Annotated in this window: 25 protein-coding genes; 12 read left to right on the top strand and 13 right to left on the bottom strand. The window is 63.2% G+C overall.

The features are described from left to right. Positions 1 to 211: 211 nt before the first annotated feature. From AAFN55_RS04685 to AAFN55_RS04710, 6 genes are read right to left on the bottom strand one after another with little or no spacing between them, the layout of a single operon-like run. On the bottom strand, positions 212 to 1,159 hold the full coding sequence (locus tag AAFN55_RS04685) for a glyoxylate/hydroxypyruvate reductase A (RefSeq protein WP_347797712.1): 948 nt from the start codon (positions 1,157 to 1,159) through the stop codon (positions 212 to 214). A 56-nt stretch (positions 1,160 to 1,215) separates the two neighbouring features. Next, on the bottom strand, positions 1,216 to 1,932 hold the full coding sequence (locus AAFN55_RS04690; protein WP_347797713.1) for a ribonuclease activity regulator RraA: 717 nt from the start codon (positions 1,930 to 1,932) through the stop codon (positions 1,216 to 1,218). A gap of 22 nt (positions 1,933 to 1,954) precedes the next feature. Then, on the bottom strand, positions 1,955 to 2,740 hold the full coding sequence (locus AAFN55_RS04695) for an SDR family oxidoreductase (protein WP_347797714.1): 786 nt from the start codon (positions 2,738 to 2,740) through the stop codon (positions 1,955 to 1,957). Between the two features lie 47 nt (positions 2,741 to 2,787). Then, positions 2,788 to 4,005 (bottom strand): pyridoxal phosphate-dependent aminotransferase, encoded by a 1,218-nt coding sequence (locus tag AAFN55_RS04700; protein WP_347797715.1) that lies wholly within the window; start codon positions 4,003 to 4,005, stop codon positions 2,788 to 2,790. A 31-nt stretch (positions 4,006 to 4,036) separates the two neighbouring features. Next, a complete protein-coding gene (locus AAFN55_RS04705; RefSeq protein ID WP_347797716.1) occupies positions 4,037 to 4,465 on the bottom strand; it encodes a RidA family protein in 429 nt (142 codons plus the stop codon). Then, entirely contained in the window at positions 4,462 to 5,679 is a 1,218-nt protein-coding gene (locus tag AAFN55_RS04710) for a pyridoxal phosphate-dependent aminotransferase (protein ID WP_347797717.1), read from the bottom strand. Before AAFN55_RS04710 ends, AAFN55_RS04705 begins: the two co-directional genes overlap by 4 nt. Positions 5,680 to 5,805: 126 nt before the next feature. On the opposite strand from AAFN55_RS04710, the gene AAFN55_RS04715 reads away from it, so the two are divergent. Continuing rightward, positions 5,806 to 6,687, top strand: coding sequence for a LysR family transcriptional regulator (locus tag AAFN55_RS04715; protein ID WP_347797718.1), 882 nt, complete (start codon positions 5,806 to 5,808; stop codon positions 6,685 to 6,687). Here AAFN55_RS04715 and AAFN55_RS04720 read toward each other — a convergent pair. From AAFN55_RS04720 to AAFN55_RS04730, 3 genes are read right to left on the bottom strand one after another with little or no spacing between them, the layout of a single operon-like run. Then, entirely contained in the window at positions 6,670 to 7,596 is a 927-nt protein-coding gene (locus AAFN55_RS04720; protein WP_347797719.1) for a dihydrodipicolinate synthase family protein, read from the bottom strand. The genes AAFN55_RS04715 and AAFN55_RS04720 overlap by 18 nt on opposite strands. 11 nt (positions 7,597 to 7,607) lie before the next feature. Further along, the gene (locus tag AAFN55_RS04725; protein ID WP_347797720.1) at positions 7,608 to 8,465 is read right to left on the bottom strand and encodes a D-amino-acid transaminase; all 858 of its coding nucleotides are present in this window, start codon (positions 8,463 to 8,465) and stop codon (positions 7,608 to 7,610) included. A gap of 11 nt (positions 8,466 to 8,476) precedes the next feature. Next, a complete protein-coding gene (locus tag AAFN55_RS04730) occupies positions 8,477 to 9,217 on the bottom strand; it encodes a 5-oxoprolinase subunit PxpA (protein ID WP_347800184.1) in 741 nt (246 codons plus the stop codon). Here AAFN55_RS04730 and AAFN55_RS04735 point away from each other — a divergent pair. The 11 genes from AAFN55_RS04735 to AAFN55_RS04785 all read left to right on the top strand — a co-directional run bounded on the left by AAFN55_RS04735 (position 9,128) and on the right by AAFN55_RS04785 (position 18,940). Continuing rightward, the gene (locus AAFN55_RS04735) at positions 9,128 to 9,352 is read left to right on the top strand and encodes a hypothetical protein (protein ID WP_347800297.1); all 225 of its coding nucleotides are present in this window, start codon (positions 9,128 to 9,130) and stop codon (positions 9,350 to 9,352) included. The two genes, AAFN55_RS04730 and AAFN55_RS04735, sit on opposite strands and share 90 nt — an antisense overlap. Positions 9,353 to 9,426: 74 nt before the next feature. Next, the gene (locus tag AAFN55_RS04740) at positions 9,427 to 10,407 is read left to right on the top strand and encodes a TRAP transporter substrate-binding protein (RefSeq protein WP_347797721.1); all 981 of its coding nucleotides are present in this window, start codon (positions 9,427 to 9,429) and stop codon (positions 10,405 to 10,407) included. A 105-nt stretch (positions 10,408 to 10,512) separates the two neighbouring features. Further along, positions 10,513 to 11,046 carry a TRAP transporter small permease gene (locus tag AAFN55_RS04745; protein ID WP_347797722.1) on the top strand — a complete coding sequence of 178 codons (534 nt, stop codon included), beginning with the start codon at positions 10,513 to 10,515 and terminating at the stop codon, positions 11,044 to 11,046. Positions 11,047 to 11,058: 12 nt separating this feature from the next. Continuing rightward, positions 11,059 to 12,360, top strand: coding sequence for a TRAP transporter large permease subunit (locus tag AAFN55_RS04750; RefSeq protein ID WP_347797723.1), 1,302 nt, complete (start codon positions 11,059 to 11,061; stop codon positions 12,358 to 12,360). A gap of 27 nt (positions 12,361 to 12,387) precedes the next feature. Then, on the top strand, positions 12,388 to 13,158 hold the full coding sequence (gene pxpB / locus AAFN55_RS04755) for a 5-oxoprolinase subunit PxpB (protein WP_347797724.1): 771 nt from the start codon (positions 12,388 to 12,390) through the stop codon (positions 13,156 to 13,158). Further along, positions 13,155 to 14,213: a biotin-dependent carboxyltransferase family protein gene (locus tag AAFN55_RS04760; protein WP_347797725.1), complete on the top strand. Its 1,059-nt coding sequence runs from the start codon at positions 13,155 to 13,157 to the stop codon at positions 14,211 to 14,213. Before pxpB ends, AAFN55_RS04760 begins: the two co-directional genes overlap by 4 nt. A 47-nt stretch (positions 14,214 to 14,260) precedes the next feature. After that, on the top strand, positions 14,261 to 14,875 hold the full coding sequence (locus AAFN55_RS04765) for a GntR family transcriptional regulator (protein WP_347797726.1): 615 nt from the start codon (positions 14,261 to 14,263) through the stop codon (positions 14,873 to 14,875). Next, positions 14,872 to 15,825 carry a hydroxyacid dehydrogenase gene (locus tag AAFN55_RS04770; protein ID WP_347797727.1) on the top strand — a complete coding sequence of 318 codons (954 nt, stop codon included), beginning with the start codon at positions 14,872 to 14,874 and terminating at the stop codon, positions 15,823 to 15,825. The genes AAFN55_RS04765 and AAFN55_RS04770 overlap by 4 nt, the downstream gene beginning before the upstream one ends. Beyond that, the gene (locus AAFN55_RS04775; protein ID WP_347797728.1) at positions 15,822 to 17,111 is read left to right on the top strand and encodes a hydantoinase/carbamoylase family amidase; all 1,290 of its coding nucleotides are present in this window, start codon (positions 15,822 to 15,824) and stop codon (positions 17,109 to 17,111) included. The genes AAFN55_RS04770 and AAFN55_RS04775 overlap by 4 nt, the downstream gene beginning before the upstream one ends. Continuing rightward, positions 17,108 to 17,734, top strand: a complete 627-nt coding sequence (locus tag AAFN55_RS04780) for a GntR family transcriptional regulator (RefSeq protein WP_347797729.1) — start codon at positions 17,108 to 17,110, stop codon at positions 17,732 to 17,734. Before AAFN55_RS04775 ends, AAFN55_RS04780 begins: the two co-directional genes overlap by 4 nt. Before the next feature lie 18 nt (positions 17,735 to 17,752). Further along, entirely contained in the window at positions 17,753 to 18,940 is a 1,188-nt protein-coding gene (locus AAFN55_RS04785; RefSeq protein ID WP_347797730.1) for a Xaa-Pro peptidase family protein, read from the top strand. A 148-nt stretch (positions 18,941 to 19,088) separates the two neighbouring features. On the opposite strand, the gene AAFN55_RS04790 is transcribed toward AAFN55_RS04785, so the two are convergent. From AAFN55_RS04790 to AAFN55_RS04805, 4 genes are read right to left on the bottom strand one after another with little or no spacing between them, the layout of a single operon-like run. Further along, the gene (locus AAFN55_RS04790) at positions 19,089 to 20,426 is read right to left on the bottom strand and encodes a DUF6005 family protein (protein ID WP_347797731.1); all 1,338 of its coding nucleotides are present in this window, start codon (positions 20,424 to 20,426) and stop codon (positions 19,089 to 19,091) included. After that, positions 20,426 to 21,697, bottom strand: coding sequence for an AMP-binding protein (locus AAFN55_RS04795; RefSeq protein ID WP_347797732.1), 1,272 nt, complete (start codon positions 21,695 to 21,697; stop codon positions 20,426 to 20,428). The genes AAFN55_RS04790 and AAFN55_RS04795 overlap by 1 nt, the downstream gene beginning before the upstream one ends. A 9-nt stretch (positions 21,698 to 21,706) precedes the next feature. Beyond that, positions 21,707 to 23,407, bottom strand: coding sequence for an IucA/IucC family protein (locus AAFN55_RS04800; RefSeq protein ID WP_347797733.1), 1,701 nt, complete (start codon positions 23,405 to 23,407; stop codon positions 21,707 to 21,709). Next, complete coding sequence (locus AAFN55_RS04805) at positions 23,391 to 24,983, bottom strand: IucA/IucC family protein (protein ID WP_347797734.1); 1,593 nt, start codon at positions 24,981 to 24,983, stop codon at positions 23,391 to 23,393. The genes AAFN55_RS04800 and AAFN55_RS04805 overlap by 17 nt, the downstream gene beginning before the upstream one ends. Positions 24,984 to 25,659 lie beyond the last annotated feature (676 nt).

The raw sequence follows: 25,659 nt of genomic DNA on the forward strand, positions 1-25,659 counted from the left end.
ACGGAGGACCGTCTACGGTTTGTAGCGCGTCCTTTGGACGACGAAGATTCGCGAACTGCATGTGCGCAGGCTGGCTGGCCATTTGCGCATTCCAGAAAAGAGTGCTCGACCGCCATGGCCTCGCCCAATGTGCATTCTCACAATTGCAGCCGTTCCGTCCCAGCCGAAGTGAGCGTCATGCCCGGGTGATATCGAGCCCAGGACCGAACAGCTAGTAACCGCGGTGGAGGTTGACGGCTGTGGGCAAGCTTCCGTCGGCGCGGTAGGCTTCGATGTTGCGGGCGACTATCAGGCTCGCGGTGTCCGGATCGGTCGCAGCCGAAATGTGGGGGAGCACGGTAACTGCGCTGTGCGACCATTCAGGTGAGGCGGCCGGCAGGGGTTCGACCGCAAACACGTCGAGCACGGCATGGCCGAGCGCGCCTGTATCCAGCGCCGCAAGCAGCGCGGGTGTGTTGATGATCGGGCCGCGCGCGAAATTGACCAGCTTTGCCCCGCGCGGCAATAGCGCGAGACGCCGCGCATCCAACAGGTCGCGCGTTTCAGCGGTAAGAGGCAACAGGCACACGAGAATATCGCTCGTCTTGAGCGTTTCCTCCAGACCGTCCTCGCCAGCACGGCAGGTTATGCCTTGCACCTGCTTGAGGCTTCGGCTCCAGCCCGCGACGTTGAAGCCGGCTTCGCGAAGGCGCATGGCAGCCGTGGCCCCCAGCTCACCCAGGCCAAGGACGCCGACCGTCGTGCGTTCCGGCCTGCGATAGGGATGCTGGACCCACTGAGACGCCCTCTGCTGGGCGGCATAGATGGGCATGTCGCGGAAGAGGTACAAAACCCATGCGAGTGCTGCTTCGCCCATGGTCCGTGCCAGTTCCGGGTCCACGAGACGAACGATCGGCGGGCGGAAGTCGCCGAGCTCCGCGACGAGGCGCTCGACGCCGGCCCACAAGCTTTGAACCCAGACGAGACCGGTCAGCTGCGCCAAGTGAGCCGGATCGGGATTGGCGACGATGGCAATCTCGATATCTACGTACTCGTCCGGGGTCAGGGTAACGAAAGACCGGATGTCCTCACCGGGCATGACCGCCGAGAGCCGCTCGAGCCACATGGTCTCGGCTTCCGGGGACAGCCGGGTCACAAGCGCGATCTTGCCGGTCTTCATCGTTACACCTTTAGGAAAGGGGAGGGAGCGCGGTTCACCGACGCCCCCCAAACACGTCACTTTCCAGCTTTGAACGCTGCGTAACGCGCCTTGTTTTCCTCGTTCGGCGGATAGAGGCCCGGCAGGGCGACACCGTCCTCGACCTGGCTCATGATCCAGCCTTCGAGACGCTCCTGCTCGACTGCCTCGGCAGTGACGGCCTCGACCAGATCGGCCGGGATCAGCACCGCGCCGTCGTCGTCGATCACGATCATGTCGCCGGGGAAGACGGCGACGCCGCCGCAGCCGATGGGCTGCTGCCAGTCGACGAAGGTGAGGCCGGCCACAGAGGGCGGAGAGGCGACACCGCTGCACCAGACCGGCAGGCCGGTCGCGCGAACGCCGGCGACGTCGCGCACGACGCCGTCGGTCACCAGTGCCGCCACGCCCCGCTTTTGCATGCGCGCGCAGAGGATGTCGCCAAAAATGCCGGCGTCGGTAACGCCCATGGAGTCGACCACCGCGATGCAGCCCTCGGGCATGTCTTCGATCGCAGCGCGCGTCGAGATCGGCGAGGACCAGCTTGCCGGGGTCGCGAGATCCTCGCGCGCGGGGACGAAGCGGAGGGTGAAGGCACGGCCCACAAGGCGCGGCTGGCCGGGATTGAGCGGTGCGGCGCCGCGAAGCCAGACATTGCGCAGCCCCTTCTTGAGCAGCACCGTCGTCAGCGTCGCGGTCGTTACGTTGGAGAGCGCCGCGATCAGCGCACCGTCATTGCTGGTGTCGATAGTCATATTCGTCTCCTGGGATATTGGATCAGATGCTTGCGATCAGGCCGCCATCGATACGGATGGTGCTGCCGGTGATGTATGATGCGCGCTTGCTTGCAAGGAAAGCGACCGCATCGGCGTATTCTTCCGGCTGGCCGTAACGACCGACCGGGATCGCGGCAACGCTTTCGGCCGCCACGTCCGTGACCTGGCGGTTCTCACGCTCTGCCTTCTGCTTGTCCAGAAAGGTGATGCGGGGCGTGGCGATGCGGCCGGGAAGGATGATGTTGGAGGTGATGCCGTCGCGGCCGACTTCGCGCGCCAGCGTCTTCGACCAGCCGACCAGTGAGACCCGCAGCGCGTTGGACAGGCCGAGATTGGGAATTGGAGCGACCACGCCTGAAGAGGTGGAGGTGATGATGCGGCCCCAGTTGCGGGCGCGCATTCCCGGCAGGACCCGGTCGGTGATCGCGATGACCGACAGCACCATGGATTCGAAACTCGATCGCCACAGCTCGGGGGCCTGTCCGGCGACGGTGCTCGGCTTCGGGCCTCCGGTGTTGTTGACCAGAATATCCACCGCGCCGAGTTCAGCCTCGATCCGTGCTACATTGGGTTCGATGGCGGCCATGTCGCCGAGGTCCCACGCCAGCGCAAGGGCCGTGCCGCCCTCGGCCTGCACAGCCGCCGCGGTCGCTTCAGCAGCGGCGAGATCGATGTCGCCGAGCGCAACCTTCACGCCTTCGCGCGCAAGTGCCTTGGCGATGGCGCCGCCAAGTCCGCCACCGGCGCCCAGCACCAACGCCGTCTTTCCCCTGATGCCAAGATCCATCTCGTGCTCCGTTTCGTTTCAGTTTCGCCGGATTGCCGGCGTCGAATTCATGACAGCTTTTCGCAGGCCGTTCTGATGCGCGCGCACGCCGCTTCGAGGCGCTCGGTCGCGGTTGCAAAGGAAATGCGGAAATAGGGGGCAAGCCCGAAAGCGCTGCCGGGAACGGCTGCGACGCCGGCCTCTTCCAGAAGCCACATTACGAAGTCGGTGTCGGTTTCGATCACCTTCCCGTCAGGACGCTTGCGTCCGATCATCTCCGCGCAGGAGGGGAAAAGGTAGAACGCGCCGACCGGCTTGATGCAGGAAAGACCGTCGATGGAATTGAAGTGTTGGAGGCACAGGTCCCGCCGCTCCTGGAAAATCGCGTTCCGCTCGGCAAGGAAGTCCATCGGCCCGTTCAAGGCCGCCACGGCAGCGGCCTGGCTGACCGAACTGGGATTGGATGTGCTTTGCGACTGGAGCGTCGCGATGGCCTTGATGATGTCGGCCGGGCCGCCGGCAAAGCCTATGCGCCATCCCGTCATGGAATACGCCTTGGACACGCCGTTGCAGGTCATCGTCCGGTCCAGCAGCTTCGGCTCGACCGCGGCGATGGTGGCAAACTCCCAGCCATCGTAGCGGATGTGCTCGTACATATCGTCGGTCATGACGAGGATGCGGGGGAACTCGAGCAGGACCTCGGCAAGCGCTTTGAGGTGTGTCGCGGAATAGCCTGCACCGGTGGGGTTCGATGGCGAGTTCAGAATGAGCCATTTCGTGCGCGGGGTGATCGCAGCGCGAAGGGCCTTTGCCGTGAGCAGGAATGCATCCTCCTCGGAGCACGGCACCGTCACCGGTACGCCGCCGGCCAGCCGCACCATGTCCGGGTAGGAGACCCAGTATGGTGCGGGGATGATCACCTCGTCGGCTTCGTCGAGCGTTGCAAGCAGAGCGTTGTAGAGGACCTGCTTGCCGCCGGTGCCGACGGTGATCTGGTTCGTCTCGTAGCTCAGGCCGTTTTCCCGCAGGAACTTGGCGGCGACGGCCTGCTTGAGTTCCGGCGTGCCATCGACGTCGGTGTAGCGCGTCTGGCCGGCATCGATCGCGGCCTTCGCCGCCGTCCTGATGTGATCCGGCGTGTCGAAATCGGGTTCGCCCTGAGACAGGCCGATGATTTCCTTGCCCTGACGGCGCAACTCGGCTGCAAGCCGGGTCATGGCGATTGTCGGCGACGGCTGGACGGCTTGAAGCCGCGAGGACAGGCGCTGTGTGGCGGGGGCGGTCATTTCGGGTCCAACTCTGTTTTATGCCTGCCGATCAGACGGCGACGACGATCTGGATTTCCACCGGCGCATTGCCGGGCAGGGTGGCGACGCCGACAGCGGCGCGGCTGCCGATGCCACCCTCTCCGAGTTCAGTGCGAAGGTGTTGCGACGCGAAATCGGCCAGCCGTGAATGAGCCGTGAAGCCGGCTTCCGCCGCTATGAAGACGGTCATGTTCAGAACGGCTGCAATACTTTCGCCGTCTTTCAGCAAGCTACGCGCTGCGGTAAGCGCGTTGCCGCAGGCAAGGACCACAGCATCCCGATAGTTCTCCACCGGCGCGTCGCGGAGCACGGGACCGGTTTGGGTCAGAACCCCGTTTCGACGCGGCGTCATGCCGGACGTGTAGATTATGTCTCCGTGCCGCTTGGCGGGGGTGTAGTCGCCCTGCGGGACGGGCTGAGCCTGCGGGGCAACGCTCACGCGCGATACCTCTCGACAAGTGCGACCAGACGCTCGACGGCGGCGACGGCGGCCTGATGGTCCTGCGAGAAGTTCAGCCGGACGCTGTCTCCGGTGTGAGGGCTGAACTCGGTGCCGGGGGTAACAATGACGCCGGCCTGAAGACGCAGGATCTTGACGAAGTCGGCATGCGGGATCGCCAGCGCCGGCAGGCGCGGGAATAGATAGCTTCCTGCCTGCGGCGTGCGCGCGAATACGCCTTCCGTGGCGCGCAGGACGCTCAGCAGATCGTCGCGGATCGCCTGATGCTGGCGAATGCGGTCGTCCATCCAGCCGTCGGCTTCGGCGAACCAACTCCGCAGCACTGCCTGCGAATAGCCCGCTGCACGCAGGCTGACGATTGCCTGCAACTTTTCCATCCGCGCGATCACCGCCTTCGATCCGAAAGCCACGCCGAGGCGGTAGCCGGAAAGCGATTCCGTCTTGGACGGCCCCATGATGGTCACGACGTTCTCGGCGGAAATCGCCTGAGCGCGCAGATGCGTGTAGGTCACGTCGGAATAACGCAGGCGGGAATAGAGCTGATCGGCGATGACGGTTGCGTCGTATTGTGCAGCCAGCGTCGCGATCTGGCGGATTTCGTCTGCGGAGTAGACGACGCCGGCAGGATTGTTCGGGTTGGAGAACAGGAACACCTTGGCGCCGGCTTTGAACGCATCCTCAAGCTGCGTCAGGTCCAGCCCGGCGCGGGTCTCGTCCGCGTTGACATAGTCCATCTGGACGGGAAGCATCTCGCCTTCGAAGAACTCGACCAGCTTGCGGTTGGCGAAATAGTCCGGCTGAACGATGGCGACCTTGTCGCCGCGCGTCACCGTCGCGGCAACCGCGAGGAACAGCGCGCCTTGCGTGCCGGGCGTGATGATCATGCCGTTGGCGGCATCGACGGGTGCGCCGGTGAAGTCGGCGAGCCTTGCCGCGACCAACTCACGAATGCCGATATCGCCGCGATATTCCGTGTACGCCTGCGCGCCGCCCAGCGAAACGCCGGCCGAAAACAGCTCGAACGATCCGGGCGTCGGCTCATGCGCATCGACATCGCCGTGCGAAAAATCGACGGGCCGGCCGGCGAGAGCGCTTCCACGCATCAGGCTCTCGATGCCGGCGGACTGCTGGCGGCCTTCCTGGCCGGGCGCGTTGTCCGTACCAAGCTTTTTGAATTTCGCTTCTATCGACATGGTAATTCCTCGGGAGAACGGCAGCTATGGGGCGCTTGGGCCGGCTTTTGCGTCGCGACCTTACAGATCGCAAAGAAGCGATAAAATCTGGTCTTTTACGCTTTTAGAAGATAGAAAAACTATCTTATGGATATTCGTTTCCTTGAAAGCTTCATAACCGTGGCCGAGTGCGGCTCGATTGCCGAGGCGGCGCGCCGGCTCAATCTCACGCCCGCCGCTCTCGCGCAGCGCCTGCGCACGCTGGAACAGGAGCTCGGTCATTCGCTGGTGACGCGGGTGGGCCGGACGGTAAGGCCGACAGGCTCCGGCCTGGCCGTGATGGACCATGCCCGCAAGCTTATCGAGGCGACCCGCGATCTGCGGGCGATCGCCGCCAATGACGAGCCCGCGGGGCAGCTGCGCCTTGGCGCGACGGCAACATCGCTGACCGGGCTTCTGCCCGACATCCTGTCGCGATTGCGGGCGCAATATCCCAAGATCGAATATTTCATTCGTCCCGGCGCGTCCGTCGATCTGTATCACGGCGTCGTGGCTGGCGAACTGGATGCGGCCATGGTCGTGCGGCCACAGTTTCCGGTGCCTAAATCGACGGGCTGGCTGACTTTGCGTGAAGAGCCGCTGGTGCTGATCGGGCCGGAAGGGATGGTACTGGATGATCCGAAGGCGGTGATCGAGCGCAATCCGTTCATACGATACGACCGCAACCAGTGGGGCGGACAGATCGTGGATCGCTACCTGCACCAGCATGGTCTGCAAGTGCGCGAATGGCTGGAACTGGATGCGCTGGATGCGATTGCGGCGCTGGTGGATCGCGGCCTTGGCGTGGCGATCGTGCCGGACTGGGCGCCGCCATGGCCGCATGGCCTGCGGCTTCAGAAGCGCGTGCTGCCCGATGGCGGCGTGCGCCAGACCGGCGTTTTGTGGGGTCGGTCTGGCGCGCGGATTTCAGCCGTGAGGGCCTTCGTCCAGATTTGCGGCGGGGAAGCGGGATCAGGCGTTCAGGCGTAGCTCCAGCCGCGCCATCAGGCGTTCGGCCTCGGCAATATCCACCGGCGACATTTTCGGCCCCGGCGCGCGCGTGGCGGCGGAAGCGATAGCACCGCGCCGCATCAGCAGGTATTTGCGCACCGCGAGGCCGAAGCCGGGCTGCTGTTCATGCCGCAGGATCGGCAGATAGCGGTCGAAGAAGTCTTCGGCCTCGTCCACCTTTCCGGCGCGATGCAACGCGACCGTCTTCACCAGCGCTTCGGGATAGGCGAAGCCGGTCATCGCACCGTCTGCGCCGCGTTGCAGTTCCTGCGGCAGATAGAGGCCGCCATTGCCGACCAGAATCGACAGGCGGGCAACACCTGCCGTCTCCTCGTGCTTGCGCAGTTGGGTGATCTTCGTCAGACCCGGCCAATCCTCGTGCTTCAGCATCACGATCTGCTCGCGCTCGTTCGACAGGCGGCGGATGAGAGCCGGCGAAACCGGAAGGCTGGTCGCCAGCGGAAAGTCCTGGAACACGACAGGTACGTCCGCACCCAACGCATCGCACACGGAATGGAAATAGCCCTCGATGCGATCTTCGCGCGCAGGGCCGGCATTGGGCGCGACCATGACGCCGGCAGCACCGCGATCCATGGCGTAGCCGCTGAGGTCGGCAAGGTTCGACAACCCCGCATCCGAAACACCCACGACGACCGGCAGGTCGCCTGTGCGGTCGATAACGGTGTCGATGACGCTGCGGCGTTCCTCAGCCGTCATCTTGTTGGCTTCGCCCATCATGCCGAGGATGGTCAGGCCGGTGACGCCGTGGCCGATATAGAAATCGACCAGACTACGAAGACTGTCGTGGTCGACCGCTCCGCTATCCGTGAACGGCGTTGCCGCAATGATGTAGACGCCGCTCGTCTGGCGGTCGATTTTCCTGGCCATGTTCCTCTCCCTCAGATCGCCGCCGCGCGGCGTGTCTCGATGTAGTAACGGCGCAGATCGCGGGTCATTGTGCCGGGCTTGCCGTCGCCGATCTTTGCGTCGTCAATCCTGACCACCGGCACCACGAAATTGGTGGCGGAGGTGATGAACGCCTCGCGCGCCGACAACGCTTCCTCCGGCGTGAATGCACGCTCTTCGACGCTTATGCCGTGCTGGCCTGCCAGTTCGAGAACCGAAGCACGCGTGATGCCCGGCAGCAGCGCATGCGACAGATCGCGGGTTACCAACACGCCATCGGCGGTGACGATGTGCGCGGTCGCCGCGCTGCCTTCGGTGACATGGCCGTCCTCGACCAGCCACGCGTCGTCTGCGCCGCGCGCCTTGGCTTCCATCTTCGCCATGGAAGGATAGAGAAGCTGGATGGTCTTGATGTCGCGCCGGCCCCAGCGCAGGTCCGGCAGAAGGGCTACGGCGATACCTTCGTCAGCCGCGCGGTTTTCGAGGACGTTGCGGGACTGCGTGAACAGGACGAGGGTCGGCGGGGTGTCTGCCGGCGGGTACGCAAAATCGCGGTCCGCGACGCCGCGCGTCAACTGGAGATAGATCATGCCCTGATCGACGCCGTTGCGCGCGACGATCTCGCGGTGAACGGCAAGCAGGCCGGCTTCGTCGAGCGGCACCGTTATGCCGAGTTCGCGCGCGGAGCGCTGGAGACGCCTGGCGTGTCCGTCATAGTCGATGAGCTTGCCGTCGAGCACGCACGTCACCTCGTAGATGCCGTCCGCCATCAGGAAGCCGCGATCGAATACGGAAACCTTTGCGTCGGGCTCGGGCAGCCACGCGCCATTGACGTAGATAATTCTCGTCATGAAATGATCCTTCAGGCTTTTGCAAATGGCGCGATGTCGACGCCGTTTTCTTCCAGGGCGGTGCGCAGCGCGCGGGCGATATCGACGGCGCCGGGCGTGTCGCCGTGAACGCACAACGTCTCCGGCTCGACGGGCAGCTTCTTGCCGCCGGTCGTTGGAATGTGGCCGTTGATCACCATTTCCAGAACCTGATCGAGGCTCTGTCGAGGGTCGTGGATGACCGCCCCTGGCTGGCTGCGCGGCGTCAGTTCGCCGTCATCGGTGTAGCTGCGGTCCGCGTAGATTTCGCAGGCCACGCGCACGCCCATCTTTTCGGCGGCGTTATAGGTTTCCGAGTAGGGCAACGTCACGAAGATCAGTCCGGGATCGACGGCGCGTATCGCTCGCACGCACAGTGCAGCGAGGTCGGGATCGACGGCCGCCATATTGCCGAGAGCGCCGTGCGTCTTCACATGCGTCATCGGGTGTCCCTCCAGCTCGCACATGCCTTGCATCGCGACGATCTGGAAGATGAGCTGCGTTTCGAGGTCTTCGGGACGCTCCCCCGAGATGCGGCGCCGTCCGAAGCCGTAGAGATCGGCAAAGGATGGATGAGCGCCTACAGAGACGCCGTTTTCCTTCGCCATGCGAATTGTTCTGCGCATCACCAAAGGATCGCCAGCGTGAAATCCGCACGCGATATTCGCCGTGCTGACAAGCTTCAGCATCGCGGCGTCGTCACCGATCGTGAAGGCGCCGAAGCTCTCCCCCATATCGCAGTTGAGATCGATTTTCCTCCTCACGGAAACCCCTCCAAGGTCGTTTTTGTTGGTTTTACAATGCCTTATGCATATTATTTGGGCAACGAGACTCTTTGCATTGACAGGCGGCATATTCGCAGCTCATAAATCGAATACAGGTGGTATACCCAAATATCAAGAACAATCGGCCATCTATCATCCATGAGAGGAACATCATGAAAATGGGAAATTTCGCTACTTTCACCGCAGTTTGTGCCCTTAGCCTCGCCTCGACGGCCGCCCTGGCGGAAACCGTCTGGGACATGTCGGTCGTCTGGCCGGAAGGGAACTTTCACACCCAGAACGCGATGGCGTTCGCGCAGGCCGTCAACGAGGCCACCGATGGCGAAGTCACGATCACGGTTCACTCGGGCGGCGCGCTCGGCATCAAAGGACCGGAAGCCATGGCCGCGGTGCGCGACGGGCTCGTCCCCATCGCAGACGTGCTGCTGAACCAGCAGGTGGGCGAGGCCCCGGTGCTGGGAATCGAGACGCTGCCGTTCATGGCGCCGTCGATGTCCGAGCTGGCGCTGTTGCATAAATTCTACCGGCCGAAGCTGGAAGAAATCGCCACCAGCATGAACCAGAAGGTCATGTATCTCGTGCCATGGCCCGGTCAGGCCGTCTATTCGCCGAACAAGATCGAAAAGATCGAGGACATGAAGGGCCTGACCATTCGCGTGGTCGATGCCAACGGCACCGCATTCTTCGAAGCGCTGGGCGCGACGCCGATCCAGATGCCGTGGGGCGAAGTCGTTCCGTCGCTCGCCGCAGGCACGATCAAGGGCGTCACCACGTCTTCTTCGTCCGGTGTCGACGGTGCGTTCTGGGAGTTCACGAAGAACATGAACACCTTCAACTGGCAGGCGTCTTCCAACATGGTGTCGATCAATCTCGATGCGTGGAACGAACTGCCGCTTGAGACGCAGGCCACGATCGAGAAGGTAGCCGCGCAGATGGAAGGCCAGTTCTGGCTGAACAGCCGCGCTGAGGATGCCAAGAAACTCGCAGTGCTGAAAGAGCACGGTGTCGACGTGATCGCGCCGTCGTCGGACTTGCAGTCTGCGCTGATGGAAAAGGCGATGCCTCTCTGGGACGAGTTCAAGAAACGCGTGCCCGATGCCGCCCCCGTGATCGACGCCTATCTCGCTGCACGGGACTGAGACCGTTTCGTTGAATTTCGGCAGGCTTGATGCCTGCCGCCACGAAACTCCGGCGTGCGCCTCGTTCCTGCGAGGCGTCTACGTCCATTCGTCGGGAACTCTGTCATGACATCCTCCCCTCCCTTGCGGTTCGATCGCGTGATCGCGGCAATCGACCTGCTTACCGATCTTGGCGGCGTCGCTGCCGCGCTCAGCCTTCTGGGCATTCTGCTCTTCATCGGCGGCGAGATCGTCGCGCGCAATATTTTCGGCGTTTCCTTCCACTTTTCGTGGGACGTCGCCGGTTACCTGATGGGTGCATGCTTTCTCCTGGCCGGCGCCGCCGCATTGAAAGGCGGCAGCCACGTTCGCGTCACGGCGCTGCTGGAGGTCGTGCCTTCCACGGTCGCACGTGTGCTTGAGCTGTTCGCCTGCCTCGTCGGTTTCGCCATCTGCGTGGTGCTGAGCTGGGCGCTCATCGACATGGCCTGGCTGTCGGGCGTGCGTGGATCGACGGCGGCCACCGCGTTCCGTGTTCCGCTGGTCTACCCGCAGAGCGTCCTAGCGACGGGCGCCGTTCTTTTGACATTGCAATGCCTGGCGCAGTTTCTCCGCCTGACGAGGGGCGAACCCCTCGCGACCGGCCCCGGCCTCGAATAGGAGCGCGCGAATATGGGTAAAATACTCGCCACTCTGCTCGGGCTCATGACGCTTCTGCTTGGAAGCGGATTGTGGATCGGACTGGGCCTGATCGGCACCGGCATCGGGCTTCTGGAAATGTTCCGGCCAAACATGCCGGCTTTGAAGCTGATCGCGCAGCAAACGTGGAACACGGTCGTCTCGCCTGAACTGCTGGCTCTGCCGCTGTTCATCCTGATGGCCGAAATCCTTTTTCGGACGAAGATTTCCGAAGCGCTGTTCACCGGCCTGTCGCCATGGCTGCGGCGCGTTCCCGGCCGACTGAGCCACCTGACCGTCCTGGGCTGCACGCTGTTTGCTTCGGTCTGCGGCTCGTCGGCCGCAACCACGGCTACGGTCGGGCGCATTACCGCCAAGGAACTCATCAGCCGCGGCTACAACCGCGATCTGGTGACGGGCAGCCTTGCTGGTGCCGGCACGCTCGGTTTCCTGATTCCGCCCTCGACGATCATGATCATCTACGGCGTGATGGCCGAGGAATCGATCATCAAGCTCTTCATAGCCGGCATCGTTCCGGGCTTCCTGCTGGCGGCGAGCTATATGGGCTATCTCGCCATCCGCGCCTGGCTGAACCCGTCACTGGTGGGCGAGACCCCACCCTCGACGACCCTTTGGAAAAAGCTTGTCGCGCTCAAGGATCTCGGGCCTCTGATCCTGCTCATCGTTGGCGTGATGGGGTCGATGTATGGCGGCATCGCGTCACCCACGGAAGCCGCCGCTGTCGGCGTCGCGGCCTCGATGGCCATCGGCTTCGCGCAACGCACGCTCGATCTCAGGGGTGTGTTGATCGCGGCCAGGCAGGCGGCCGAAAGCTGCGCGATGATCGGCCTCATCATGATCGGCGCAATGTTCCTTTCTACGGTCATCGGCTATCTCGGTGTCCCGCGCTTCATCGCCGGTGAAATCCAGAGCTGGGGCATGTCGCCCTTCATGCTGATCGTCGTCCTGCTGATCTTCTACGTCATCCTTGGCACGGTCATGGAAGGGCTGGGCATCATCGTGATGACGCTGCCGATCACGCTGCCGCTGGCAATGGCGGCGGGCTACGACAAGGTCTGGTTCGGCATCTTCATCGTCATCGTGGTGGAAATGGCCCAGATCACCCCACCGGTCGGCTTCAACCTCACCGTTATCCAGCGACTGACGGGTGACAGCATGGGGCGCATAACGCGCGCCACGATGCCGTTCTTCTTCATCATGTCGGCGTTCGTTCTGATCATCGCTCTTTTCCCGGGCATCATCAGCTTCCTGCCCGACATGATGCGCGGACGATAGCTGCCTACAAAAACCCGGTCGCGGTGCATGACCGCGACCGACCAACCGAACCCTGCAACTCGAACGACAATGAACCCGACCATTCTTCCATGCGGCGATAGTGCGCTGGTCCTGCAAATCGGCGAGACGATCGACGCCGATGCCAACGCACGCATCATTGCCCTCAACGCTGAACTGGAAGCGCGCGCGATCCCGGGCGTCGAGGAGATCGTGCCGACATACCGTTCGCTGCTGGTTCGTTACGATCCTGAAATCGTTCGTGGCGCTGACCTTGAAGTATTGCTGCTCGATGCCTTCGCGCATCAAGCGGATACCAGGGATGCGGGGCGGCTATGGACAGTGCCGTGTCTCTATGGTGGTGAGGTCGGTCAGGACCTCGATGAACTCGCGGCCATGAAGAAGCTGACGACGCAAGAGGTGATCGCCCTGCATAGCGGGGCCGAATACCGCATCTACATGATCGGCTTTGCGCCAGGCTTCGCCTATCTCGGCGGCCTGCCCGACATTCTTCACACGCCGCGCCTGCTCAAGCCCCGTCAGAATATTCCCGCCGGTGCGATTGGAATCGGCGGCCAGCAAGGCAACATCAATTCGGTGGGCGGTCCCTCGGGATGGCGCTTCCTTGGCTGGACGCCGCTGCGGACCTTCGATCCTGCGCGCGCTGAGCCGTTCCTCTTCCGCGCAGGTGATCGGGTTCGATTCCGCGCCATCGGCGCAGACGAAGCCCAGGAGCTCGCCGCACGCTCGTCGGCAGGAGAGACCATCATCCAACCCGAACCTTCGGGAGAGCGGGCATGAGCGTCGAGATCGTTTCCGCCGGCCCGATGCTGAGCGTGCAGGATAAAGGACGCACAGGCTTGCGCCATCTCGGCGTCTCGACAGCAGGTCCCATCGACGCCGCACGCATGGCACTTGCCAATGCGCTTTGCGGAAATCCGGTGGGCGCAGCGGCATTGGAATTCGCCGGTCCCGCCGGAGGCTTCCGGGCGAAGCGGCCTGTGAGATTTTCCGTCACCTCCGGCGGCTGTGATATCCGCATCGACGGCCGGTTGGTGGCCGCAAATGAAAGTCATCGCTTGCGCCCCGGCGAAACCCTGGCCATCGGCGTGCCGCAGGGAGCCGTTTGGGGCTACATCGCTTTTTCGGGCGGCATAGCCATCCCTGAGACACTGGGGTCGCGTTCGACGCATCTGCGCAGCGGCCTTGGCGGTGTGGACGGGCGCGCGCTGCGTGCCGGCGACATTCTTCCGCTCGGTGAAGACGATGAAGACGCGCCCTGCCTGCGGCCCGAAAGTCCGTTGCGCGCCGTCGTGCGGCGCGACGGTCCGGTCCGGGTCGTCCTGGGTCCACAGAACGATTATTTCGCGCCGGAGATTGTGGAGCGTCTGACCGAAGAAGAATTCACGATCACACCACAGCGCGACCGCATGGCGATGGTTCTCGGCGGGGTCCAACTTCCTTCCCAACGCGGCCATGACATCGTCTCCGATGGAACGGTTCCCGGCTCAATTCAGGTTCCGGGGTCTGGCCTTCCGCTTGTGCTGCTGGCTGAAAGCCAAACAACGGGCGGCTATCCCAAGATCGCGACGATCATCTCGGCAGACCTTGCGCGGCTGGCACAAATGCCCGTGGGTGCGAAGGTGCGGTTCTCGATCGTCACACGGGATGAAGGCGAAGAAATCCTGTTGGCAGATCGCCGCAATATGCGGGCTCTACTTGCCGGTCTGGTTGCAAAACCGGAAGGTCTTCTTCGCTCGGAGTACCTGCTTTCCTGCGATCTCGTCGGCGGTATCTTTGCGCCGGAAGAGATCGTACAGGTCGCTTCGTCGCAGGACGGAGGGACCTTAAGGTGAGCGGCTCACAAAATCTCGCGCGCGAGGCACATAAACGCATTATCGGCATGATCTTTGAAGGTGTGCTCAAGTCCGGCGACGCGCTTCAGGAAGCAGCACTTGGCGAAGCCCTGGGTATGTCGCGCACCCCCGTTCGCGAGGCGATCAAGCGCATTGAAAGCGAAGGCCTCGCCGTCTCTGAAGGCCGTTTCATCCGCGTGCGCCGGTTGCCGCTCTCGGAGGTCGAGGAAATCTTCTTCCTCCGGCTCGAGCTCGAACCCTTTGCTGCGCGCTCCGCCGTCCGCCTTCCGCCCGCGCAGATCGACGCAATGGAAGCCCGTGTCAGGGCGCTGATGACGATCGATCCGGGCGTCGACGACATGCAGTGGCAGACCGACAAAGACTTTCACAACATGCTGGCGCAGGAAACGGGAAACCGCACGCTCATCGACACAATCGAGGCGTTGCATCGCCGGACATGCGTGTTCGACCACTCGCAGGTCCCCGATCGTTTCCTCAGGGGTGCCAACGAACATCTCGTTATCCTCGACGCAATCCGGACCGGAGATGCGCACGCGGTTGAACAGGCGCTGATCGTTCATCTGGAGAATGCGCGCGACGCCGTTCTCGAGCGTATGCGTGAACTTCCTGATCTCGGCGAGCAGGAGCTGGGTCGCCAATGAAGTGCCTTGTGATTCAACCGATCCACGAGACAGGCATTGCGCTGCTCAGGAACAGCGGAATAGAGCCGGTGCTGTGTCCTGCCCGCGACATGGCGACTGTTGCCCGCCACATACGGGATTGCGACGCGGTGATCACACGTGACGCGGGGTTGAACGCGGAAGCCTTCGCGGCCGGCGACCGGTTGCGCGTCGTCGTGGTTCACGGAACCGGCCACGACCCGGTGGACAAGACAGCCGCAGCACTGGCGGGCGTTGTCATTGCCAATACGCCAGGAACCAACTCGCGTTCGGTTGCCGAGCTGGCGTTGGGCCTCTCCATTTCGGTCGCTCGCCGGATCGCCGCCGCGGACCGGGTAGTGCGATCCGGTCGAACGGGATTTCGCGAATCCGCCAGCTTCACGGAGCTATCCGGCAAGACCGCTTTCATTGTCGGATGGGGCGCGATCGGCGGACAGTTCGGCGACATGCTCCACACGGCGCTGGGGATGCGCGTGCTGGTCTACTCGCCGCGCGCGCCGCATACCGGGAGCCATACGCGTGTCGCCACATTGGCAGAGGGATTGGCGCAGGCCGATCTGGTGTCGCTCCACACGCCGTTGCGAGACGAGACACGCAATCTCATGGATGCCTCGGCCTTTGCGACGCTCAAACGCGGCGCGATCCTGATCAATGTTGCGCGGGCAGGTCTCGTCGATGAGGGCGCGCTGCTCGCATCCATCAAAGACGGTCGCCTGGCCGGTGCCGGGCTCGATGTCTACTCGCATGAAGCGCCGTCCGGGCCGCTCGCTGCCTTCGACAACGTCGTTTTCACGCCTCACCTTGGAGGAACCACCGAAGATGCGTTGCGCCGCACGGCCGAGGCTGCGGCCGCGCATGTCGTGACTGCCCTGTCGGGGCGCATGCCTGAAACGACCTTGAATCCCGAAGCCTGGAGGGGGGCTTCCGTATGACCATCACCTTGAAAAAGACCGTTGCCGAAGAACGAGCCTCTCGCGCGATACAAGAGACGATCACGCGTTTTCTGAAGCGGGTAAATGCCATTTCCGCCGGCGGTCCGGGATGGACGCGCCCGTCCTACAGCGACCTTGAAAGTCAGGCGCATGCTGTTGCGGAGGACGAGGCACGCATGCTTGGCCTCGACATCAGCCGCGACGCGGCCGGCAATCTTTTTGCCCGCATGGCGGGCCTCGATCCATCACAACCGCCACTCTATACCGGCTCGCATCTCGATACCGTCAGCGAGGGCGGAGCCTATGATGGGCAGGCGGGTGTTGCAGGAGCGCTTGCGCTGGTAGCGGCGTTGCGCGCCAACGAGACGGTGCCGCCAATGGACATCGTCGTCACCGTCACGCGCGCTGAAGAAAGCGTTTGGTTTCCCGTCTCCTATATCGGGTCGCGCGCCGCACTTGGCCGCCTCACGCCTGCGGAACTGGAAGCAAAACGCGTCGATACCGGGCGCAGCCTTGGCGACCACATGCGCGACCAGGGTTTTGACCCGGACGCCCTGATGCAGGCTACTCCTCCCGCGCCTGCGCGGTTTCTGGAGTTCCACATCGAGCAGGGGCCGACGCTGCACGACACGGGCGAGGCTTATGCCATCGTCACCGCCATCAGGGGTGGCCTGCGGTATCGTACGGCCGGGGTCAGCGGCACCTGGGCTCATTCCGGCGCAACGCCCCGTGATCGCCGGGCCGATGCGGTGGTGGCCATGTCCGATCTGGTCATGGCCATGGACCGGATATGGGCTGAGATGCTTGCCGCAGGGTTGGACCTGACTGTCACCTTCGGCAAGGTCGATGCCGCCGGCCCGACGCATGCCATGGCCAAGGTTGCGGGCGAACTGGGTTTCTGCCTCGACATGCGCTCGGCAAACGTCGAGACGCTGGAGGCTGCCGACCGCAGGTTTCGTCAGGAAATCGAACGGATCGAACGGGAGCGCCCGGGTATCCGGTTCGACCTCGGAGACCAAAGCCGGAGCCAGCCCGCCGTGCTTTCGCAGACGATGGCTGACTGGGTCGAGCGCGGAGCCAGGCATATCGGGGACCGTCCCGGCACGATATTGTCCGGCGGCGGCCACGATGCGGCGGCGTTCGCCTCCGCAGGCTGGGAAAGCCTGATGGTCTTCATCCGAAACTGGGATGGCAGCCACTGTCCCGAAGAAGGTATGGACATCGCCGATCTCGCCCGTGCCGTTGAGGCCGTTCACGCAGCGATATCGAAGGCGCCGCCGTTATGACGTCCGAAACGCTGTCCCAAAGCGCCTATCGCAAGATCAAAAACGACATACTTGCAGGCCACATCGCGCCCAATACGGTGCTATCGGAACGCGATCTTGCCGAGAACCTGGGCATCTCGCGCACGCCTTTGCGCTCGGCACTGTCGCGGTTGCAGCGGGAAACGGTCATCGACAGGCTGGCCAACGGCGCGCTGCTCGTGCGCTCGGTGACAGCCGAACAGCTTTTGGAGATCGTGCAATTGCGCCAACTCCTGGAGCGCTCGGCAGCGGCGCGCGCAGCGCGGTTCGGCATGACGCCCGAACTTGCCGATTCCCGCGAGGCGATGATGCGATATCTGGGAGACAGCAAAGCCACGTTTGAGGATTTCTGGCGTGACGACGAGTATTTCCACCGAGCGGTCGCCATGGCTGCGCGGCTGACCCTGCTGCCGGAGCTTTTGGCCGAACAGCGGGCAATCGTCCGCCGCAGCACCATTATCCAGACCCATGACAATTTCGCCGAGCAGGCGGGCGAGCATCTGACCGTCATCGACGCGATAGAACGAGGCGATGTCGAGCGCGCGCGCGCGGCCATGGCACTACATTTCGACAATATGCGAACGCGGACGATCGGTTCGCTTTAAAGCCGCTGAAAGACAGACATGCATACCACTACCTCTCTTCTCGCGGAGGCAACCGCGTTGCGCGGGATGGACGCAGTTTTCCCCGCTGCCGAGTTTGATGCTCGTATCCGGAAGATTCAGCAGGCAACGGTGCGGCTGGGAACCGACGCACTTCTCCTGACCGGGCCGGAGAACATATTCTGGGCGACGGGCCGCCAGACCGCTGGATATTTCGCGTTTCAGGCGCTGATCGTCCCGGTTTCCGGAGAGCCGGTTCTGCTGGTTCGCCAACTGGAAGCGACAGGCGCGCAGGCATCGACATGGGTGGAGGATATCCGGGTCTGGCAGGATGGCGAGGACCCTGCCTTAGCACTTGCAAACGTTGTCGCGGACCTCGGCCTAAAGAGCATTTCAATCGAGAGGAACGGCTGGTTTGTCAGCCTCTCGCTCGGCGAACGGATCGCAGATGCGTTGAAGGATGTCCGGCTCCACGACGGGTCCGGGCTCGTGGAAGAGTTGCGTGTGGTCAAGTCACAGTCGGAGCTGGCAGCCATTCGTCACGCGGCACGCTATGCGCAGGCGGGGATGGTTGCGGCGCTGGAGACATGCCGGGCGGGCGTCAGCGAAAACGAGCTGGCGTCGGCGATGATGGCCGCCGCGATCGCGCAAGGGTCGGAAGCGATGGCGATGGAGCCGTTGATTTCATCCGGCCCACGCTCGGGCGTCCCGCACGCGACATGGCGAAGGCGGCGGCTTGAAGGCGGCGACGCGGTGTTCCTCGAATTGGCCGCCAGCCATGATCGCTACCACGCGGCACTGATGCGCGCTGCGTGGATCGGCAATCCTCCTGCCGAGGCGCGGCACATGATGGACACGGCGTTGCGCGCGCTGGACGCTGCCCTCGCGGTGATGCGTCCCGGCGTTCCATGCTCCCACCCGCATGATGCTGCGCAGGCGGTCATCGACGCTGCTGGTTACACGGCGGCATTCCGCAAGCGTATCGGCTATTCGATGGGCGCCGCCTTCGCGCCGGACTGGGGCGAGGGCGGAATCTTGTCCCTGTTTTCCGGCGTCGACCGGGTTCTGGAGCAAGGCATGGTGTTTCATCTGCCGGCAACGCTGCGCAGCTATGGGAACTACACCGTCGGCGCGTCGGAAACGGTCATCGTGACCGGAAACGGTGTCGAGATACTGTCGGAACTGCCGCGGGATTTATCAATCCGCTAACGGGTCCGGCTCTGAAGTTGCATTGCCGCAGCCGGCCCGCGGAAATCAGTTCACGAACTCCAGGATGGCGCAAAGCTGGCTTCGCTTGTGGGCCTGAACCGGCCTCGTCCCCCACCGCGCGATGTCTTCGAGCGAGCGGAAAGGCTCATCACGCAGCTTCCCCGACGGTTTTCGCCGGCCAGGCTTCAAGCCGTTGCGCCGCGCACCAGTGCTCATAGACCCGTGCAAGCTGCGACTTCAGGCTCCTCTCCATGGTGTCGAGGCTGTCGAGCTTTGCCAGAACGGGTGCGGCCAAGGCAGTGTCACCCGTCTGGCTGAGTTTCATGACCGCGTAGTGCAGCGTCTTGAAGTTCTGGATCAGCGCCTCGATGTCATCGCAGATGACGTCGAATTCCGCATTGGAGAGCTGAAGCGATCGCCAGAAAAACGCGAAGCCATGTTCCAGTGCGTATTTGCGGATCGAGAGGACGGGCAGTTCGCGCAGCGCGACAGCCAGGTCTGTGAGCGCGATGCCGTTTCGCGCGCTTAGATGGGCCTGAACGATCTCCCGGGTCGCGCCAGTGAGCAGGTTCCCGTCGGGTTTGAAGCAGGCGAGGAAATAGTCGCGCAGGTCGGCCGGTGCCGGCTGGCCAATCTCGGCGGCGTCAAAGATAAAACCGCCGCCGACCGTCGGCTGCATGATCGCGTTGATGACCTTCGCCTTCTCGATTTCGCCCTCCCACCGGAAATCGGGATCGAGCACCATCCATCGGGTGTCGTCGGCGGTCTCTTCCAGCATCAGATAGTGCGGGAACGGGTTCTGATTGAACTTGTTCTCGCGCTCCGGCAGGTGGAAGAGGTCGAGCATAACCATCAGATATTCCGTCGACGTCTTGCGCGCCATCAGGTCGAGCATCGTGGCGAGGTTGTCTTCCCTGCTTGCGTCCGGCCGATACCACTGCCGCACCTTCGCGCCGTAGAGCCGCTCGAACCATGTTCGGAAGAAATCATGGTTGACCTCGGGTGCGTGATAAGCGAGCCGCCAGCGCTCATCGATCGCGAACCCTGCATCCCAGACGCCGAAGAAGAACGGCCGATGGTCGAGTTGGAGCTGCTTTACCGCGTGGCAGACGCTGCTGACGAAACAGTGAACCTTGATGTCCACATATTCCTCACCGTGGACGCCGATGCGTCCGGCCGCCTCGTTCTCGGCGCGAGCAAAGGTGAGGGCCGGTGTCTCGGTCTCCTTCTCGTCCGGCTCCAGCGTGCCTGAAAACAGCGCCGCGAGATCTTCAACCGTTTCGAGGTCCTGCCGGCTGATGACTTCTTCCGGCAGGCTGACGCCATGATCGAGTTCGAGCGCGAGCATGATCTCCAGGATCAGCACGGAATCCAGGCAGAGGTCTTCGTTGAGACGCGCCTGGGGCGAAAAGCCTTCACGGTGCTTCGGGTCGAACTTGTCACGCAGGACCGTCTCGATTGCGTCGATCAGCTGTTCACGCGTCATCATGCCGCCTCCACTGTGACATCGCGGAACTGCCCCGCCTGGTGGAGCGCCGCCACGTCTCGCCGGCTGATCTTGCCGTTGGCCTGGCGCGGCAGACGTTCGACCTGCATGATCTCCGTCGGCATCTGGTGCGCGGCGAGCCTGTCGGCCCACCACCGCCGCAATGTCGCCCGGTCAGGCATGCCTTCGGCGGTGAAAAGCAAAGCGACGCGCTCGCCGGCGAGTGTGTCGAGCTTGCGGAAGACGACCGCGTCGGTGACGCCGTCATACCCCATCACCACGTCCTCGACCTCCTTCGGATAGACATTGAGGCCCGAGACGTTGATCAGGTCGTCGAGGCGCGACAGGAAGACGAGCATCCCGTCCTCGCGGCGATATCCAAGGTCGCGGGTCGCGACGATGCCGTTTGGCCGCTCGATGCAGATTTCCGCAGGTGCGCTCTTCGTCCCCGGATCGTTGAGCGTAAAGCGCGGCTGGACATATCCGACTTCGTCCGCCGCCTGGACATCCGGGTTGATGGCGATGCAGCCTGCTTCCGAGCAACCGTATTGCTGGAACATATGGATGGATTTCTCCCTGATCCGGCGGAACCACGGCTCAGGCAGAAGGGTGCCGGACGTCATCGTGGCATGGACGCGCTCATCCGCCGGCATCAGCCGGGCCAGGAGGTGGAGGATCGCCGGCGAAGAGATGAGGTAGGGCCGCTCGACCTCGCGCAGCTTGCGCAGCAGATATTTCGGGTTGCCTGTATCGAGCACCCTCGGCGTCTGGCCACGTTTCAGCGCGACGAGGATGCCGCAGATCAACCCGTAGGAATGGGTCGTGGGGCAGGCGACGAGCGGCGTCATGCCGTCCGGCCCATCGAAAGACGCCACATAGGTTTCGATCTCGTTCTCGATGTCCGCCCAGGTTCGAGCGATGCATTTCGGTTCGCCTGTGGTGCCCGAGCTCATCTGGATAAGCTGGCCAGGCGCGCCGGCGCTTTCTCTCACGATCCGCTCACCGGTAAGATTGTTGTGGAACAGCCAGTTGCACCCGGCAGCCTCCGCCTGACGCCGGGCTGCGGCATAGGGCGTCGCGGGGTGCAGGGGCAGGAGGCTTGCATCCGCCGCGCGCGCCGCGAAGAAGAAGGCCAGCCAATCCTGCGGCTCGGAAAGGCAGACGGCGAAGCGTTCGCCGTGCCGCTCTTCGAGACGTGCGGCGGCTGTGATGTCGCGGGCCGTCCTGTCGAACCAGGCGCGGTCGAACGCGATGTCGTTGATCTCTATCATGTCTGCCTCCTAGGTGCTTGCAACCAGGCTGTTCGGAACTTCGTGAGAGCACTCTGCACCGGCGGTCGCGAGTTTCCGCGACAGCAGCGATTCGGTGCGAATGCGAGACTTGAGGAGGCCGAGTGCATCGACACGCTCCATCAGCCCGTGTTCGAGCGCGTGCGCTTTCAGACGTTGCCCGACACCTTTCCAGAAGGCGGCTTCGTCGAGACCGTAGAACCGTTCGAGCAGATGGCTGATCTCCGCCATGTTGTAGATGAAAAGCGCGTCCAGGATGAGCTCCCCGAGGAGATCGACGCTTTCCATCCAGTAGAACTGGTTCGGCGCGGCCGCCTTGTAGGCGGGGCTCATCGCAAGGAAGTCCGGGACTCTGTCCGGCGCCGCGATGAAATCCGGGACATATTCGACGCTGTCATGCAGGTCACGGACCGCCAGCCTGACGGGCCAGCCGTCTCGATGGATCAGGACGAGGTTCTGGCCGTGCGCCTCGAGCGCGACGCCATGGGCCGCGAGCAGGTGGCAGACCGGCAGGATGACCGTGTCGACCAGTTGTGCGAGCCAGGCTTGCAGGCCGTAACGGTCGATCCAGTCTGCCACGAACGGACGGCCGTCGGCTTCGATCATCATCAGCGCATTCAGCGGCACGGCCGTCTCTCCAGACAGCAGATGGCCCTCGATGCTCTCGCGCCAGATGGCGGCCAACTGGCCCGCAAGCGGTCCATCGCGGTCGGCGATCACACCCGCATATTCACCGATCACCGTCATCGGGTAGCGCTCGGTGAGAATCGGATCGTCCGCGACAATCGCCTTCAGCCACCGGCTTATCGCCGGCGCGCTGCCGACGGAGTGCGGCTCGATGATGCGCATGGTCGATGAATTCACCAGATTCATGGGCAGCTTGATATTCGCGCGATCGCTTCGGTCGCGATTGAACAAGGTGCGCACCGACTGGCTGGCGACATAGTGGTCGCCCGCCTGGCCGAGATGGATGGCGGAACCCTCCGCGATCCACGTCGCGAGGCTGGAAGCCTGAAGCGCTGTCCACTGCCAGGGATGCACCGGGATGAGGCCGAAGTTGCGGGCGGCTGCGCCGCGTCGCGCATCGAGGCTGGCGCAGGTAGCCTCTCCCAGTTCTTGCAGCCAAAAGGCATCCGGATCGGTCGCATAGGTCGCATGCAGGCGTTCCGGTGCGATGGCGAGCCATTCCAACTGGAACGCCGCACCCGCCTCCGGTCCGAACCGCGCATGGTCATGGTCGTCGAAGCCGGTTCGCGCCTTGAAACAGGGATGATAGGGATGGCCTTCGTCCAGCGCGCCGTCGAGCCTCGAGAACGGCAGGGCGCGACGGATATCGGGTCTGATATTCCGCTCGTTCCAGTCACAAAAAGCGAGCGTGCGCTCAAGCTCCGTCGCGAGCGCAGCCTTCGACCCGGCAGGCCCTTGAAGGCATGCCAGAAGGTCGGCCAGCGAAACCGGCTCCCAGTCGTCCTGTCCGAAGCGCTCGATGGAACCCGCGTCGATCCTGATCCTGTTGAATGCGCTCACCCGACCTTCGCAGCGCAATCGCTGTCCATCGACGCTCCACTCGAACCGGCTGCCGTCGCGACCCTGCGCGATCGCGGGAACCAGCCCCTCAAAGATCATCGCCTCGACAAGACGACGCATGACGCTCGCCTGGGCGCTGCCGTGCACATCAAGAGGCAAGGGCATGAAGTTCTTCCAGGGCTGCCGCCGGGCGTGCAGCGCAAAGCGGATTGGCGAACTGCGTGTATATCGCGCTGCCTTCCGCCGAGAGTTCATCGATGCCACTCAGCCGCAGCCCAAGATTGGCCTTGGCGGCAATCGTCGGCCGTTCAATCAGGCTTTTGGCAAAGAGCTTGCCCGGCCCGTCGAGTGTGCCCGCCAGCCCGGCCAGGCGTTGCCGGAGCATGGCGAACAGATCGGCTTCGTCGGCCAGTCCGTCATGTCCCATCCGCGCGATGATCGCGAAAATCTGGTTGACCACGAGATAGTAGGCAAAGCGATCGCGAATCTCGCGGTCGTCGTAGAACAGGTCGTGGATGTCCGCGATATCCGGGACGAGGTGACGCCAGCGCGCCTGGAACGCATTCGACAGATAGAAACCCTGGCTGTCGCGATAGAGAAAGCGGGTCGGGTAACCGCCATCGGCGAGATCGAGCAGGCTGTTTTGCTGATGCGCTTCGAGTGCCACGCCGAACCTGTCATACAATTTCAGGAGCGGGTCGACCGCGCAGTCGAGATAACGCGAGAACCATGTCTCGCAGACCTTGCGCGGGCACACGCCGCCATCCCCTGCGAGCCGCAAAGTTAGACTCTCGAGTACGGACCGTTGGCCAGGAACGGGTTCCGCGGTCAGGGCGGATACCGTGACAGTCGGGTGGTTTGCGCGGTTCTGCAGCGCGTTCTGGCGAAAGATGATCTCGAATCCGCTTTCGGCCTGATCGGGCAGGTCGAGTGTGAGGTAGGCGCTGTCGTGAAGGAAGCGCAGTCGCGGGTCGAAGGTGTCGATGCCGGCCTTGTGGAAGAGACGTGCCACGGCGACCCCGCTTTCGAGTTCATGCCGCTGGTTGACCCGCTTGGAATTGGTAATGCGGACGGGTAACGAGAATTTGGGCATCCACGCCGCCGCCTGGTTGAACACCGTTCTTACGGATGACGTGGCGGTAAAGGGGGCCCCGGCTGGCCCCAGATGGCGCAGCTTGCCATTCGCGATCAGTGCCTGGATCGGCTGCTCCAGCATCAATGCGTCGGCCTGGAGCGGATGCATGGGAATAAGCCGCTCGTCCTCGGATACCTCCGGCTGGTCGCCTCCCAACAGCGACTCCACGATCGCGCTGACCCGCTCGCCGGCGGAGTTTTCGCGCACAAGGCTGGCATGTGCGGCGAAATAGGTTAGCCGAAACGCGCCGCGAAGCTCCGGAGCGTAGGCTTGTTGCTGCCAGTTCGCCATGCCGTGAAGACTTTTGGGCGTGGGATGGAGCGGATGCCCGAAGTAGAGCGACTGTTCCGCGTCGAGAAAGCCCAATCGATCAGCCGCCGTGCCGACATTGGCATCGAGATAGCGCTCGATGGCACGGCAGCTTGCGAGAACCCTTTCGAGAAGCTGTGTCTCGCGGCCGCCTGACCGGCTGTCGCACATACTGTGGATCATAAGGTGGATCGCGAATATCGGGTCGGCGCGCTGCCATTCGGCTGCCGGCCCGGTCCGCAACCAAATCCGGCCAAAGAGGTGCATGCCCGACATGGAGCGTGACGTGACCTCCATACGCAGGACCCATCCATAAGGAATCAGACCAAGCTCAAAGCAATCGCACCATCCGGCGGTCGTTGGATGGAGGATGCTGATGCCCCGATCATGCTCTCTTAGAAAGCTGTTGGCGAAGCTCCGAAAAGTCGCCTGTTCGGCAGCGATCCTGTTCTGAGCAGTCATGCGTGCGGACGCCTCCCTGCGCGGAGGTCTGGATGCACACCGCGCCTCGATTTTTAACTGTGTGTGGAGGCCGCGCCTGAGGAACGAACCCGCTGCGTCACAATAACATGACTGTTTGACTCATATTATTGCCGCATGCCCATGTCAACATCTCTGACACAGACGAGAAGAGATCGGGTCCCTGGACTTCCCGCAGATTTGGCGTCTGTCGATCGCGGACGGATGATACGGCCGTCGCGGTCTACTGAGGAACCGATCGTCGCGATTCTGAAGGAACAGCAGGCCACTCCGGGCGCACAGGCAAACCCCGCTGCCTCTACGCGCTCATCTCCGCGATCGGGCTGAGGACCATCTCTGGCTGGCCACCATCATGAACGACGATTGGGGATATTGCGATGACGAGACGTGCAGCCGCGAACCACTCCAAAACCCCTTCGGGCCCAAAGTGTTACCCATGTCTCATGGTAAAAGCCGTAACCTATTGTCCGGACCGGACCGACGGTATTTGGCG

This window comes from Mesorhizobium sp. CAU 1732, assembly GCF_039888675.1.
Classification (GTDB): domain Bacteria; phylum Pseudomonadota; class Alphaproteobacteria; order Rhizobiales; family Rhizobiaceae; genus Aerobium.

Excerpts from the sequence above, each read along its gene's own strand:
- AAFN55_RS04730 (WP_347800184.1), bottom strand. The coding sequence starts at position 9,217 with ATGGGGGAGAGCTTCGGCGCCTTCACGATCGGTGACGACGCCGCGATG.
- AAFN55_RS04760 (WP_347797725.1), top strand. The coding sequence starts at position 13,155 with ATGAGCGTCGAGATCGTTTCCGCCGGCCCGATGCTGAGCGTGCAGGAT.
- AAFN55_RS04770 (WP_347797727.1), top strand. The coding sequence starts at position 14,872 with ATGAAGTGCCTTGTGATTCAACCGATCCACGAGACAGGCATTGCGCTG.
- AAFN55_RS04780 (WP_347797729.1), top strand. The coding sequence starts at position 17,108 with ATGACGTCCGAAACGCTGTCCCAAAGCGCCTATCGCAAGATCAAAAAC.
- AAFN55_RS04795 (WP_347797732.1), bottom strand. The coding sequence starts at position 21,697 with ATGATAGAGATCAACGACATCGCGTTCGACCGCGCCTGGTTCGACAGG.
- AAFN55_RS04690 (WP_347797713.1), bottom strand. The coding sequence starts at position 1,932 with ATGACTATCGACACCAGCAATGACGGTGCGCTGATCGCGGCGCTCTCC.
- AAFN55_RS04790 (WP_347797731.1), bottom strand. The coding sequence starts at position 20,426 with ATGACGCGTGAACAGCTGATCGACGCAATCGAGACGGTCCTGCGTGAC.
- AAFN55_RS04700 (WP_347797715.1), bottom strand. The coding sequence starts at position 4,005 with ATGACCGCCCCCGCCACACAGCGCCTGTCCTCGCGGCTTCAAGCCGTC.
- AAFN55_RS04715 (WP_347797718.1), top strand. The coding sequence starts at position 5,806 with ATGGATATTCGTTTCCTTGAAAGCTTCATAACCGTGGCCGAGTGCGGC.
- AAFN55_RS04695 (WP_347797714.1), bottom strand. The coding sequence starts at position 2,740 with ATGGATCTTGGCATCAGGGGAAAGACGGCGTTGGTGCTGGGCGCCGGT.
- AAFN55_RS04710 (WP_347797717.1), bottom strand. The coding sequence starts at position 5,679 with ATGTCGATAGAAGCGAAATTCAAAAAGCTTGGTACGGACAACGCGCCC.
- AAFN55_RS04765 (WP_347797726.1), top strand. The coding sequence starts at position 14,261 with ATGATCTTTGAAGGTGTGCTCAAGTCCGGCGACGCGCTTCAGGAAGCA.
- AAFN55_RS04800 (WP_347797733.1), bottom strand. The coding sequence starts at position 23,407 with ATGCCCTTGCCTCTTGATGTGCACGGCAGCGCCCAGGCGAGCGTCATG.
- AAFN55_RS04720 (WP_347797719.1), bottom strand. The coding sequence starts at position 7,596 with ATGGCCAGGAAAATCGACCGCCAGACGAGCGGCGTCTACATCATTGCG.
- AAFN55_RS04750 (WP_347797723.1), top strand. The coding sequence starts at position 11,059 with ATGGGTAAAATACTCGCCACTCTGCTCGGGCTCATGACGCTTCTGCTT.
- pxpB (WP_347797724.1), top strand. The coding sequence starts at position 12,388 with ATGACCGCGACCGACCAACCGAACCCTGCAACTCGAACGACAATGAAC.
- AAFN55_RS04740 (WP_347797721.1), top strand. The coding sequence starts at position 9,427 with ATGGGAAATTTCGCTACTTTCACCGCAGTTTGTGCCCTTAGCCTCGCC.
- AAFN55_RS04805 (WP_347797734.1), bottom strand. The coding sequence starts at position 24,983 with ATGGAGGTCACGTCACGCTCCATGTCGGGCATGCACCTCTTTGGCCGG.
- AAFN55_RS04725 (WP_347797720.1), bottom strand. The coding sequence starts at position 8,465 with ATGACGAGAATTATCTACGTCAATGGCGCGTGGCTGCCCGAGCCCGAC.
- AAFN55_RS04745 (WP_347797722.1), top strand. The coding sequence starts at position 10,513 with ATGACATCCTCCCCTCCCTTGCGGTTCGATCGCGTGATCGCGGCAATC.
- AAFN55_RS04785 (WP_347797730.1), top strand. The coding sequence starts at position 17,753 with ATGCATACCACTACCTCTCTTCTCGCGGAGGCAACCGCGTTGCGCGGG.
- AAFN55_RS04685 (WP_347797712.1), bottom strand. The coding sequence starts at position 1,159 with ATGAAGACCGGCAAGATCGCGCTTGTGACCCGGCTGTCCCCGGAAGCC.
- AAFN55_RS04775 (WP_347797728.1), top strand. The coding sequence starts at position 15,822 with ATGACCATCACCTTGAAAAAGACCGTTGCCGAAGAACGAGCCTCTCGC.